Here is a 13,089-nt window from a genome sequence, read left to right as displayed (position 1 = left end):
GTGGTAATAAAGACTAGTGTACTTGATTGTTACGCCATGGTGCAATTTGAATATGGGGAAAATTGCTTGTGGATCAAGCTTTATTATTTATTCGTTGTGGCTCACTGTCCGGCAATAAAGCTGCTTTGGCCAAGCGATCTTGCTTTATGTGCTGCATTGGAGGCTTTACGGGCAAGATTATTAAAATCTTTTTCGTCTAAGTGCTTGGCAATCCCTAATGACAGGTTGATTGCTGGTAGCTTAATACCGTTTTTAGAACTGACGAATCGCAGTTTCTCGACTCCATTACGGACTTTTTCAGCAATTACATTCGCAGTTTCAGGGTCGATATCGGCCAGTAATACAGTAAAAGCATCTTTGCCAGTACGCCCTGGCAGGCCACTTTCAAATACATACTTTTGAATTTGTTTAGCTACTTTACTTAAAATTACTTCACCAATGATATCGCCGTAGTTATCAATAAAGTGATCTAAGTTATCGATTTGGATGGCAATTGCACACACAGATTTTTTTTGGTTTAACCATAATTGTGTTTGCTGGTTTAAATAATGACGTTTAAAAAGGCCTGTTTGCTGGTCGGTGATGTGTTGTTTACGTAATTGTACGAGTTGTTGTTGGGTTTTCTCTTGTAATCGCTTTGCTTTGATCAGCTCTATTTTAAATTGTTTATGTTGAGTGAGCAGGTGGGCAGTTTGCTTATTTAATGTCTCAAGTGCGAGTTTGCTTTGGCTAACATTATTTTCATCTAATAAATGCACGCATTCGCTGACCTGACTTGCAAAGCGAATGATATCTTTTTCGGTTGAGTGCGCGCTACGTGATAATGAATTAATAACATCATCAACATTGCGTACCATTTTGGTTTCAGCTTGATGAGCTTGATCCATATAATCGAAATACAGTTGCTCTATATAAACACAGTCAATTTCTTGGCCTTGGGCAATTGCACGATCGATAGTGGTATTTAAATCAGAATTAACTTGGCTGATATAGGTATAGACAACGTGATAATTGAGAGGGGTCGGTGGTAATATATGGTGTTCTAAAAAGATACATACCTTGGTCATTTTTTCTTGAGCAATAGCCATGGAATCATGGAACATCATTGTATACACCAATTAAATACACGTAACAGCGAAATTAAATAACCTTCTCCATGAGGTCTTGACGCGATCCTAGCGTATGAGATTGCCTTACATTAATCTGTATCGGGGATATTTAAAAGCAAAAATATGTAATTTGGCAGCGAAATCTCCATTTTTCTCGTTCATTAGCTGGTTTTCTCGACAATCTTACTAGGCAATAAAAATGCTGATTAACTACTAGCCAATAGTCGCGGTTAATTTAACCTTATATTTATCGCCCTTGGTCGCATTTTTTTGGTTATTTGATCTGTCTAGGTTAGGTTAAACATCACGTTTTAAGTAGCAGATCCCTATTATTATGAAAAAATCACCTTCATCGGTTATGCGTCATTCTCTGTTAAGTATCGCCTTGGCATGTACATTAAGTGCGTGCCAAATGACCACGATAGATAGCGACCAACAATTTACGCAAGTGGCGCAATCAATTGTTGATTACCGTAAAAGTATAAGCACGTATAGCAACCCTGAGGGTGTTGATGGCTATTTGTTAACTAATTTATCTGCGGAGTTTCTTGAAAAGAAATACCAACATAACACTGAATTATTAGCGCAGTTAGACGCAATAGATAAAGACAAACTCAGTGATGAAAACCGTATTAACCTCACTATAATTCGCGGCCAAGTACAAAATAGTATCGATGAATATGTATTTAACAGCCACTATATGCCGCTTACTTCTGAATATGGCTTTCACTCGAGTTTATCTTTTATGGTGTCGAGTTCAGATTATAAAAAACTAGCTGATTACCAACTTTATCTACAGCGTTTGCAGCAAGTTCCTCGGTTTTTTGCGCAAAATATCGGTTGGATGCGTAAAGGGCTGGAAGTTGGCTTAACTCAACCTAAGGCTGTATTAATTGGTTATCAAGATTCTATCAGTGCATATATTGTTGATGACGTTACTGAGTCTGAATTTTATAAACCATTTTTAAATAATACCGCTGGTTTGAGTGATAGTGAGTTTTTTGCTTTACAGCAACAAGCTAAAAAAATCATTAAAGAACAGGTGATTACTGCTTATAAAAATTATTTAACGTTTTTTAATGAAGAGTATCAGCCAGGTGCGCGTACTGAAATTGGTATCTCTGCTACACCAAATGGTGCTGCGTTTTATGCTAATCGTGCCAAGTATTACACCACCACAGATATGACACCAAAAGAAATCCATGAACTGGGGTTAAAAGAAGTGGCACGTATTCGTGCTGAAATGGATAAGATTATTGAGCAAGTTGGTTTTAAAGGCACATTTGCTGAATTTGTGCACTTTTTACGTACTGATCCGCAATTTTACGCTAAAACACCGGAAGAGTTATTAAAAGAAGCATCGTACATAGCTAAAAAAATGGATGCACAATTACCTAAGCTATTTCACACCTTACCACGCATGCCTTATGGTGTTGCACCTGTGCCAGCAAGCATAGCGCCTAAGTACACGACTGGCCGTTACTCTGGGTCGAGTCGTGATGATCAAGCGGGTTATTACTGGGTTAACACTTATGCACTTGATAAGCGCCCTTTATATGTTTTAGAAGCACTTACTTTTCATGAAGCTGTACCTGGGCATCATTTACAGATTTCCCTTAATGCTGAATTAGAAAACCTACCAAGTTATCGTCAAGATGCTTATTTATCAGCATTTGGCGAAGGATGGGGATTATATTCTGAATACTTAGGTATTGAAGCGGGCTTTTATCAAGATCCATATAGTAACTTTGGTCGTTTAACTTATGAAATGTGGCGTGCAGCCCGTTTAGTGGTTGATACTGGCATGCACATGTACGGCTGGAGTCGCGATCGTGCGATGAAATTTATGAGCGAAAATACGGCGTTGTCTTTACACAATGTGAAAACTGAAACTGATCGTTATATTTCATGGCCAGCACAAGCACTATCATACAAAATTGGTGAGCTGACTATTAAACGCTTACGCAAAGAAACAGAGCAAGCATTAGGGCAAGACTTTGATGTACGCGAGTTCCATCATCAAATACTTCGTCATGGCTCTGTGCCAATGTCAGTATTAGAAGATCAAATCCATCGATACATTGAAACTGAGTTGACTAAACAAAAAAGCTAGCTTCTATCGACATGGATCGCTGCATTCAGTGCAGTGATCCATTAAAATCCTTTGCTTGAAATTTAATCTGCTTATATGCTCTCTACTGTAATAAGATTTTTACTAATATATTCGCTACTTAGCTTAAGTTTTTAGTATAAGTATTAGTGAAATGAGAAAACAACCAGCAAGGGGCGCTGCATGAGTAATTTAATAGTTTTTAGCATTGATGTGTTTGCCAGCTTATTTATAGTGGTATTTGGGTGTTTAGTTTTAGTTGTTATTTATTTTTATATCAGTGATGTAACTCAATCTAAACAAGCGATTAGACGTAATTATCCGGTAATAGGTCGGTTTAGATACTTTTTTGAGCGCCAAGGTGAGTTTTTTCGTCAATACTTTTTCGCTATGGATCGCGAAGAAATGCCATTTAATCGCGCCGATCGTAGTTGGGTTTATAAAGCGGCTAAAAATGTTGATCGTACCACCGCCTTTGGCTCAACTCAGAGCCTAGAAGTTACCGGGACCGTGATGTTTATGAACTGCGCGTTTCCTACCTTGGACGAAGAAGCGCTTGAACCTAGTGCAGTTACGTTAGGGCCGCATTGTCCAAATCCTTATATTACTAAATCGCTATTCAATATTTCAGGTATGAGTTTTGGTGCGTTATCAAAACCTGCTGTACGTGCGTTATCGCAAGGTGCCAAACTCGCTGGTTGTTGGATGAACACTGGTGAAGGTGGTTTAAGCCCTTATCACTTAGAAGGAGGTGCCGACATTGTGTTTCAAATTGGCACAGCTAAATATGGTGTGCGCGATGAACAAGGTAAATTAAGTCATGAGAAGCTCAAGCAAATAGCTGCGCATGAACAAGTAAAAATGTTTGAAATTAAAATGAGCCAAGGTGCGAAGCCTGGTAAAGGCGGTATGTTGCCAGGCAAAAAAGTGACTGCTGAAATTGCGGCTATTCGTGGTATCCCAGAAGGTCACGATTCAATTAGCCCAAATGGTCATCCTGAAGTTAAAAACCCTGCAGATTTACTTGATATGATTGCCTCGGTGCGCGAAACGACTGGCAAGCCAACCGGCTTTAAAGCGGTTATTGGCGCTTATGCATGGCTGGAAACCTTGTTTGCTGAGATCAATCATCGTGGTATTGAATCTGCGCCCGATTTTATTACCATCGATAGTGCTGATGGCGGTACCGGTGCTGCACCACAACCGCTGATGGATTCGGTGGGTTTACCACTGAAAGAAAGTTTACCTTTGGTTGTTAATATGCTCGAAAAGCATGGCCTGCGAGAGCGAATTAAAGTTATTGCGTCAGGCAAACTGATTGTGCCGTCTAAGGTTGCATGGGCGCTCGCGCTGGGCGCAGACTTTGTTGTATCGGCACGTGGTCATATGTTTGCTTTGGGTTGTATTCAAGCGCTGCAATGTAATAAAGACACTTGCCCAACAGGGATAACCACACACAACGAGCGGTTGCAACGTGGCTTAGATGTCGCCGATAAAGCGCAGCGCGTAGCAAACTACAATAAGTACATTCATTATGGTGCGGGTTTAATTGCTCACTCATGCGGGGTATTTAGTGCCCGTGAACTTGGCCGCCAGCATGTGCGCGTTGTGCAAGAAAACGGCCTGTCAGAGCCGCTTGATAAAATGTATGAAAATTATCAGTAATTTAAAAGATTAGGTAATAGAAGCTAGGTCCCGCCCAAATAGGTTGATAAAAGGCACTAAATAAAGTGCCTTTTGCTATTTTTATAAATTTAATTTAGTTGGCTTATCAATAAAGAGAAAAACTCTTCTTTGTTATTGCAAGTGTGGGCGTTGAGTACTAACTGCTCACCCAGCGCTAAAGTGTGGCGTTGTACGTCTAAACGCGCCTGCGCATCTTCAATGCCATCAATGTCAGCAACGTGTGCTAAGCCGATAGTGCGGCGTATTAGTTCTGTCCCACAGTAACCAATCGCGTCTTGTAATACTTGTTGCATAAAATACTCGCCATAACCAGCGGCTTTTAAATTGTTATCTGTGGTTTGCTCTGCAATAAATGTCAGCCACTGTTGTTCAAACAAAGAATAACTCTCTTGCAGGCAAGTCAGTAAATGGGTGTGATAGTTACGGCGTGTAACAAATTCACTAATACGAGCATTTTGCGCGCAGTAGTTTAATAATAAATTGCCGATAAATGAGCCGATATCAAAGCCAACTGGGCCAAAAAAGCCAAATTCAGGGTCGATCATCTTAGTGGTGTTTTGATCGACAAAAATACTGCCGCTATGCATATCACCATGTAATAGCGTCTGCGGGCATGATAAAAACTTAGCTTTTAGTTTTGCGATCGCTAAATGTAATGCGGTGTTATTTTGTAGTTTATTGACTGTACTTTGCAACTCGCTTGGATAGTTATTACGTTCATGTTCACGCAAGATATCGTTGAAAAACAAATCTTCAGTAATTTGGCACAATTCTGGATTGGTAAACTGACTGATTTTGGCTTTTTTATCTTGCGCGGTTAGGTAAAAGTCTGAGTTATAAAAACCGGTATGGCTTAAGTAGTGAGCTACATGTTGACCTAATAGCGGAAATTGCTCTGCGTTTATTTGTGCGCTACGCAAAATTTGTAAGTGACCAAGATCTTCTAAAATGGTCAGTGCTTGCTCTGGATTATGATGCAATACTTTTGCTGTGTAGTCAGGGCTTAATGCGCCGTGATTGAGTAAAACCTCAGCTTCAATGCGTGCTCGGTCAAGCGTTAATGGCCATGACTCACCCACACAGCGCGCATAAGGCAAGGCTTGCTTTAAAATAACGCTATTACTTTGCTCGTCGCTTATTCTAAAAACGAGATTTAAATTGCCATCTCCAAACTCATACGCCGATAACGTTTGGTCAGGATCAAACAAATCATATCCATCTTTAGTTACAAGATTTTTAATATAATCAATCGCATGCTGTGCATTAAAGGCAACGTATTCGGCCATCGGCGTACTCTCAGAAAATGATAAACGATAGCATTCTATACCTTCAACCGTTTAGATGTCTACACTTCTGTCTTGTGCGTTTTAAAAACTACTGTAAAATAACCTCAGCCTAACGATTATTCAGGATCAATCATGCAAGACCTCATAGCGAGCAGTTTAAAATATCAAAACAATACACTAAGCGTGTTAGACCAATACCTACTGCCGCATCAGCAGGTATGGCACGAATGTGATGATGTAGCCAGTATGAGGGATTTAATTCTAAGCTTAAAAATACGCGGCGCACCGCTGATTGGTTTAGGAGCAAGTTTGCTAGTTGCCCATTTGGCAGAGCAAGGCACAGCTAAAGTAGCATTAGCGCAGGCGATTGATGATTTAGAAGCCACTCGGCCAACTGCGGTTAATTTAATGCATTGTATGGCAAAGTTACGTATTGCATTACAACAAGATGATTATGTAACGGCAATTGTAAGCGCTGCTGTAACATTGTTTAATGAAGATATCGCCTTGTGTGAAAGCATGGCAAATCATGGTGCTGCATTGGTTAGCAGCGGCGATAATATTCTCACACATTGTAATACTGGTGCCTTAGCAACCGCAGGTATTGGTACTGCTCTTGGTGTTATTTATAAAGCGCAGCAACGTCATGGCGATATTCATGTATGGGTGGATGAAACGCGGCCATTATTGCAAGGCGGGCGTTTAACCGCGTTTGAACTTGAGCGCTGGCAAGTACCTTACACCTTAATTTGCGATAATATGGCAGCGAGTTTAATGGCTGATGGCAAGGTTGATAAAATTTTTGTCGGTGCAGATCGTATTGCTGCAAATGGTGACTTTGCTAATAAAGTAGGCACTTATAACTTAGCAGTACTGGCGCATTTTCATGACATCCCATTTTATGTAGTAGCGCCGCTAACAACCCTCGATGTAAACACAGCATGCGGTGCAGACATTGAAATAGAACAACGTAACAGCGCAGAAGTGCGCGGTGTAAGCGGAAGCTTTGGTGAAGCGCTATGGGCACCTACAAATGCTAACGTATATAATCCCGCATTTGATGTAACCCCCGCTAAGCTTATTACCGGCTGGGTACTCGATACTGGCGTTTATGACCAACAACAAGTTTTAGTTGGTGAATTAAAAAGGCTGGTTTAACAGCCTTTTGCCACATACACCCAGGCATTAATGCCGCTGCTAAATGACTCTTCAATACGGATGTAGTCATTAACTTCGTAGCTATCCGCGTTAGCAAGTTCCTCTAAGGTGATAGTAAAAATAGTGCCAGTTACTGTATCTGTTGGCAGGCCTGTTTTAATTAATGCTGGATGAAAACGCTGGCCGCTGCTTTTGTGCACGGCGGCGTCGGTGATCTCAACTTCGCCTAATACGTAACCTTGTAGTGTATCGGCTTGGCCTTCGAGCAAGCGGCTAAAGGTATCAAGCTGTACTTGCTCTAATTGCAGTGTGCCGTATGAAAATAACTTTTCCATTTAAACTCCATTATTAACAGATATCTAGTCTAATAAAGGAAACTGCTTAGCAATCTCAGATTCGGTGCTTTGTGCCACCCAGCCTTCGGTATTATTGAACAAACGGATCGCAGTAAATTCAGGATCGCTGCCCATATCAAACCAATGGGGAGTAAGCTCTGGTACTGAAATTAAATCACCCTGTTGGCAAAGTACTTGGTAAACCTTGTCATTAATATGCAGGCAAAATAATCCTTGGCCTTTTACAAAAAAGCGTACTTCGTCTTCACTATGGGTGTGCTCAAATAAAAACTTAGCACGTAATTCTGCAGCGTTCGGGTTGCCTTTTGCCAGCGAAATAACATCTACAGTTTGATAACCACCTTGTTGCTTTAAGCGTTCAATATCAGCGTTATAGGCGGAAATAATAGCTTCATGACTAGTATCAGCAGTAATCGTTTTTGTTGCTTGCCACTGCTCAAATCGTACATTTACTTTATTAAGCTCGGTGGCAATTTGTGCTGTATCTTGAGTGTTTAATAAAGCATTATTGCCGTTACAATCAGCAAAAATAGTCAGTTGGCTCATGCTAAATGCTCCACGGTGAATTGGCTAAAATCGTTAATATAGTTATGCGCAGGCGAGCTTGCTTGACCATCACGGATCAGGTGCAAGGTTTTTAAACCTGCGGCTTTGGCGGCATCAAGCTCGGCTGCCACATCACTTAAAAATAACACTTCATTAGCGGCAAAAGGTAGTTGCTCAATAATATTGTGATATGAACGTTGCTCTTGTTTAGCGCCGACTTGAGTATCAAAATAATCAGTAAACAAGGAGCGAATATCACCAAAGTCAGAGTAGTTGAAAATTAAATGCTGGGCTTTTACTGACCCTGATGAATACACATACAACTGCTGGCCGGCTTGTTGCTGTGCAACTAAAAAGTGGTAGGCATCTGGGTATAAATGGCCGGTAAAATCGCCATTTTCATAGCCAGTTTGCCAAATCAAACCTTGTAACTGTTTTAATGGAGTGATTTTTTTATCGTCACGGATCCATTCAAGTAAAGTGTTAATTACGACATCAATACTGGCATCTGGCTGTTCAATAACCACTTTTACGGCATAAATTTGTTCAGCTACAGCGCTTTGCTCTTGATGAGTTTTTACAAATTCGGGGAGTTGCTTTGCGGCATATGGAAATAGTACGTCTTTAACAAACGAAATACGGGTAATAGTGCCTTCAATATCGGTCAGCAGTGCTTTGATCATGATTCTAATCCTACTAATTTTAAGCGTTCTATCTCACATGCAAATAAAAACTCAAGGCCTTCTAATTGACGGCGTACTTCACCAATAGTGCGACCCACTACATACAAACCGTGGCCGCGAATAAGCACGCCGTGCTCAATAGGCGTGTGTAAGTGGTGATCGCTCACTAATAAACTCAAGCGATCAATATCTTGGTCGTTATCAAAGATTGGAATACTCAAGGTGTCTAAATGTGAAGTAATGCCGGTTAGTGACTTTTGCATTTCGTAGCCGTGTAAGTCTAGGCTGTGACCTTTAATAACCCGAGATAATACCGTCGCAGCAACCGAATGAGTGTGCAATACATAATTAGCAGCAGGAATAAGTTTATACATGCACAAATGCAATTCGGTTTCAGCTGAGGGTTTGGCGGCGCTAGCGCTACGATTACCGACATGATCCAGTTCAATAAAGGTATGCGACCCTAATTGACCTTTGTCAAAACCGCTGGCAGTAACCACAAAACCGGTGTTAGTTCGCGCTGAAAAATTACCACCCGTAGCTGGCACCCAACCACGTTGACTGATCCACTTTCCTGCTTCTATAAGTTCTGAAATAGCGGTATTGTTATGCATACATTCCTCATACTTTTTTAGACGGCTATACATCTGTTAACAGCAATGATAGCATCGCTTTGGGCGCAAAACCATCATTAAGGGTAACCAGTGTTTGAAAGTAAATTGCCAAATTTAGGCACCAGTATTTTTAGTCAAATGACTGCTTTAGCAAATCAATTCGAAGCGATTAATTTATCGCAGGGTTTTCCTGAGTTTGATGCGCCTGAGCTACTTAAAAAACAGCTTAATCATTATGTGCTTGAAGGAGTGAATCAATATTCACCTTCATCTGGTGTACCGCGCCTGCAGCAACAAATTGCCCAGTTAGCAAAACGAAAATATGCGGCTGAAATAGATGCCGCGCAGCAAGTAACGGTAACCTCTGGCGCGACCGAGGCCTTGTTTGTTGCCATTCAGGCGCTGGTGCGCGAAGGTGATGAAGTCATTGTGTTTGACCCCGCTTATGATTCATACCAGCCAGCGATTGAATTGGCCGGTGGTCAGTCAGTCAATATTGCTCTGCATGCTCCGAGTTATGCAATTGACTGGCAAACGGTGGCTGCGGCTATCAATAGCAAAACGCGGGCTATTATAATCAACACCCCACATAACCCAAGTGGTAAAACGTTAAAACAGCACGATATTAATGCTCTAAAAGCCTTAGTAATTAAGCATGACTTATACCTGATAAGTGATGAAGTATACGAGCATATTACTTTTGATCAGCAACCACATTTAAGTGTGCTGCGTGATAACGAATTGTTTGCTCGCAGCTTTGTGATCTCAAGCTTTGGCAAGACTTTTCACAGCACCGGCTGGAAAATGGGTTACTGCATCGCACCCGCTGCACTTGCGGCCGAGTTTCGTAAAATTCACCAATATGTGACTTTTTCAAGCTTTACGCCGGCACAACATGCATTAGCCGATATGTTAGAACAGCAAGGTGAGCATGTGGATGAGCTCAGTGAGTTTTATCAACAAAAGCGTGATGTACTTAGTAAAGCACTAAAAGATAGCCGCTTTACCATTTTACCAAGTGAAGGCACCTACTTTTTACTGCTTGATTACAGCGATGTATCGGATTTAAATGACGTAGAATTTTGCCAGTGGTTAGTAGAACAAGCAGGCGTTGCAGCCATTCCACTAAGCGTGTTTTATCAGCAACCAAGCAACGATAAAGTTATTCGCTTATGCTTTGCTAAAAATGACGCCACGCTATTACAAGCCGCGGAGATTTTATGTCAACTTTAACCCTAGCACTGATACAAACATCGCTTAATTGGTTAGATAAAGACGCCAACTTGGCACACTTTGGCAGTAAAATAGCTGATATAGATAAATCAGTAGAGCTTATTTTATTGCCAGAAACCTTTGCTACCGGCTTTGCTATTAACCTTGATTGCGCAGAGCCGGATCATCAGTTAAAGCAAGGCAAAGTGCTTGATTGGATGATCGCGTCGGCAAAATCAAGCAATGCGGTAATTGCAGGCTCGGTATTGGTAACGCAAGGAAATAAAAAAGCTAATCGCTTTTATTGGGCATGGCCCAATGGCGAAGTGAAATATTACGACAAACGGCATTTATTTTGTTTGGGCAAAGAAGGTAACTTTGTGAAAGCGGGTGAACGACGCGAAGTGTTCACTCTAAATAGCTTTAGAATTTTACCGCAAGTATGTTACGACTTACGCTTTCCGGTATTTCAGCGTAACCGCAACGACTACGATGTGATGGTGAATGTCGCCAACTGGCCAGCGGCACGACGCAAAGTATGGGATACCCTATTGATGGCGCGGGCGATGGAAAACCAGTGTTATGTGATTGGGGTTAACCGTATAGGTGATGATGGCAACGGCGTCGCACACAATGGTGGCACAGCTGTATATGACTTTAAAGGTGATACGTTAGCAGCCGCTACTGATAACAAAGCTGATGTTGTTATTATCACTTTGGGCAAACAGCCGCTTGAGCTCTTTAAGCAAAGTTTCCCGGCGCATTTAGATGCCGATGGGTTTAGTTTGGGTTATTAAGATAAAGAGACTGTTTAGCCTCTTTACCCGTTTTACACAGAAGCACTGTAGGTGAGTTTGATCGCAGCGAAACCCGACAACATACAAAAAAAAATAATCTACAGGCTTGTATCAATACAAGGCCGTTTATCTGCGATGAATTTTTACCTGCTCACCCAATCGTTACGAGAGAATACCTAGGCTAGGTTAAAGTATTGATTTAATAGGTAGCAACCTATTGCATTACTATGATGTATCAGTTAGTTATCCGGTTTTTTATCTGCATTGTGATTATATGGTTGGCACAATATCTGAATTTCGTGATGCCCATCATATAATTTAAATAACTCATCGCCCCCAGTTTTGTTAAAAAATTGAGATAGGGTTATTTTGTCCTGCTCATACTCCATTAGTAACCAAAAGCCGTAAAAACCTTTAAACCAAAAATAATAGAATATCGCTGCGAAAAAAAATACTAGATAGGCTGCTTTACCTACTTTCTTTTTATATTTTAAACAACTAAGGAACAACCAAATACAACTCAATATTGCTAAAATTAAGAATGCTGAAAAAGGAGTAATAACTACTTCAATGTTGTCCCAGCGAGAGCTTAGACAAGAAGCATATCGGTCTGAAACTATTGTGTAAATTAAAGTGATTTTGAAAAGGAAGTACAATAATACAGTTGTAAAAACTGCATATAAAATACCACTTTCTTTGTCCTCATTGTTATTCAACTTGTAGCCTTAGAAAATATTTTGGTGTTTTTAAAAAGAAAAGTCAGAACGATTTTTGAATTTGGTTTAAGAGCTGACTTATGTGTTCTATTTGATATTACATTACACAACTTAGCGGAAGGGATCTAGAGTTTAGTTTTCTGGCCGCACTGCGTGCGTTTAACTTTGTTCCAGACAAAGTTTGGTCGAACCCTAGTCGAGGGTTCTCACCCGCCTTCATTGGTGTAAAGGTTACGGACATAAAACAATAGGCTTTTCATTCTGAAATTTGTGTCAAACGTGGGGATGGGCTTGCTTACGTCCATGTAACCAATCGCTTCGCGACGCTTGCAGCGGCCTAAAATGTTCCTGACATTTTATCGAACCCTGGTCGAGGGTTCTCACCCGCCTTCTGCCATTTTTAACAACAAAAAAAGCCCCACAATAAATTGCGGGGCTTTTTTCGTTATTAAATGGCGGAGAAGGAGGGATTCGAACCCTCGATAGAGCTACAAACCCTATACTCCCTTAGCAGGGGAGCGCCTTCGGCCACTCGGCCACCTCTCCGGCGCATAAATTGTCATTTTGATAATCGAGTGAACCACCAAAACGTAATAATGGTGGAGAGATAGGGATTTGAACCCTAGAGGGGCTATAAACCCCTGCCGGTTTTCAAGACCGGTGCATTCGACCACTCTGCCATCTCTCCGTTGGGAAAGAATAATACGCAGGTGATTGGGGTGTGTAAATAGGAAAAAGATCGTTTGCTGTTTTTTTGTTCTAAAAAAGAGGTTTTTTTATAAAAAAGGAGTTTTTAGGGAGTTTAAAGAAGGGGTT

The 13,089-nt window shown here is 40.9% G+C and carries 12 protein-coding genes and 2 tRNA genes; 5 read left to right on the top strand and 9 right to left on the bottom strand.

What is annotated here, in order from left to right:
• Positions 1 to 101: 101 nt before the first annotated feature.
• Complete coding sequence (locus H5201_RS00430; RefSeq protein WP_149982319.1) at positions 102 to 1,088, bottom strand: diguanylate cyclase domain-containing protein; 987 nt, start codon at positions 1,086 to 1,088, stop codon at positions 102 to 104.
• A gap of 355 nt (positions 1,089 to 1,443) precedes the next feature.
• Here H5201_RS00430 and H5201_RS00425 point away from each other — a divergent pair, with 355 nt between their 5' ends.
• Together H5201_RS00425 and H5201_RS00420 are read left to right on the top strand one after the other, a co-directional pair.
• Positions 1,444 to 3,222 carry a DUF885 family protein gene (locus H5201_RS00425; protein WP_182739449.1) on the top strand — a complete coding sequence of 593 codons (1,779 nt, stop codon included), beginning with the start codon at positions 1,444 to 1,446 and terminating at the stop codon, positions 3,220 to 3,222.
• A gap of 180 nt (positions 3,223 to 3,402) precedes the next feature.
• On the top strand, positions 3,403 to 4,884 hold the full coding sequence (locus H5201_RS00420) for an FMN-binding glutamate synthase family protein (protein WP_182717495.1): 1,482 nt from the start codon (positions 3,403 to 3,405) through the stop codon (positions 4,882 to 4,884).
• An 89-nt stretch (positions 4,885 to 4,973) separates the two neighbouring features.
• Here H5201_RS00420 and mtnK read toward each other — a convergent pair whose 3' ends face one another.
• A complete protein-coding gene (gene mtnK / locus H5201_RS00415) occupies positions 4,974 to 6,191 on the bottom strand; it encodes an S-methyl-5-thioribose kinase (protein WP_182783448.1) in 1,218 nt (405 codons plus the stop codon).
• Between the two features lie 132 nt (positions 6,192 to 6,323).
• Here mtnK and mtnA point away from each other — a divergent pair, with 132 nt between their 5' ends.
• On the top strand, positions 6,324 to 7,349 hold the full coding sequence (gene mtnA / locus H5201_RS00410; protein WP_182783446.1) for an S-methyl-5-thioribose-1-phosphate isomerase: 1,026 nt from the start codon (positions 6,324 to 6,326) through the stop codon (positions 7,347 to 7,349).
• Here mtnA and H5201_RS00405 read toward each other — a convergent pair.
• The 4 genes from H5201_RS00405 to H5201_RS00390 are packed head-to-tail and all read right to left on the bottom strand — an operon-like array spanning position 7,346 to position 9,548.
• Positions 7,346 to 7,684 (bottom strand): gamma-glutamylcyclotransferase family protein, encoded by a 339-nt coding sequence (locus H5201_RS00405; RefSeq protein WP_182717492.1) that lies wholly within the window; start codon positions 7,682 to 7,684, stop codon positions 7,346 to 7,348. The genes mtnA and H5201_RS00405 overlap by 4 nt on opposite strands.
• A 24-nt stretch (positions 7,685 to 7,708) precedes the next feature.
• The gene (locus H5201_RS00400; RefSeq protein ID WP_182783444.1) at positions 7,709 to 8,251 is read right to left on the bottom strand and encodes an acireductone dioxygenase; all 543 of its coding nucleotides are present in this window, start codon (positions 8,249 to 8,251) and stop codon (positions 7,709 to 7,711) included.
• On the bottom strand, positions 8,248 to 8,934 hold the full coding sequence (mtnC, locus tag H5201_RS00395) for an acireductone synthase (protein ID WP_182783442.1): 687 nt from the start codon (positions 8,932 to 8,934) through the stop codon (positions 8,248 to 8,250). Before mtnC ends, H5201_RS00400 begins: the two co-directional genes overlap by 4 nt.
• Positions 8,931 to 9,548 (bottom strand): methylthioribulose 1-phosphate dehydratase, encoded by a 618-nt coding sequence (locus H5201_RS00390; RefSeq protein ID WP_149982209.1) that lies wholly within the window; start codon positions 9,546 to 9,548, stop codon positions 8,931 to 8,933. Before H5201_RS00390 ends, mtnC begins: the two co-directional genes overlap by 4 nt.
• Before the next feature lie 90 nt (positions 9,549 to 9,638).
• On the opposite strand from H5201_RS00390, the gene H5201_RS00385 reads away from it, so the two are divergent.
• Together H5201_RS00385 and H5201_RS00380 are read left to right on the top strand one after the other, a co-directional pair.
• Complete coding sequence (locus H5201_RS00385; RefSeq protein ID WP_182783440.1) at positions 9,639 to 10,781, top strand: methionine aminotransferase; 1,143 nt, start codon at positions 9,639 to 9,641, stop codon at positions 10,779 to 10,781.
• Entirely contained in the window at positions 10,769 to 11,557 is a 789-nt protein-coding gene (locus H5201_RS00380; RefSeq protein WP_182783438.1) for an amidohydrolase, read from the top strand. The genes H5201_RS00385 and H5201_RS00380 overlap by 13 nt, the downstream gene beginning before the upstream one ends.
• Positions 11,558 to 11,796: 239 nt before the next feature.
• On the opposite strand, the gene H5201_RS00375 is transcribed toward H5201_RS00380, so the two are convergent.
• The 3 genes from H5201_RS00375 to H5201_RS00365 form a co-directional block, all read right to left on the bottom strand.
• Positions 11,797 to 12,273 carry a hypothetical protein gene (locus H5201_RS00375; protein WP_182783437.1) on the bottom strand — a complete coding sequence of 159 codons (477 nt, stop codon included), beginning with the start codon at positions 12,271 to 12,273 and terminating at the stop codon, positions 11,797 to 11,799.
• A gap of 453 nt (positions 12,274 to 12,726) precedes the next feature.
• Positions 12,727 to 12,819, bottom strand: a tRNA-Ser gene (locus H5201_RS00370).
• Positions 12,820 to 12,870: 51 nt separating this feature from the next.
• Positions 12,871 to 12,961, bottom strand: a tRNA-Ser gene (locus tag H5201_RS00365).
• Positions 12,962 to 13,089: the final 128 nt, after the last annotated feature.

It is taken from the genome of Pseudoalteromonas sp. SG43-6, assembly GCF_014164365.1.
In the GTDB taxonomy this organism is placed as follows: Bacteria; Pseudomonadota; Gammaproteobacteria; order Enterobacterales; family Alteromonadaceae; genus Pseudoalteromonas; species Pseudoalteromonas rhizosphaerae.
Note: the sequence above shows the minus strand (reverse complement) of the source record. Positions and strands in the feature narration are given on the sequence as shown.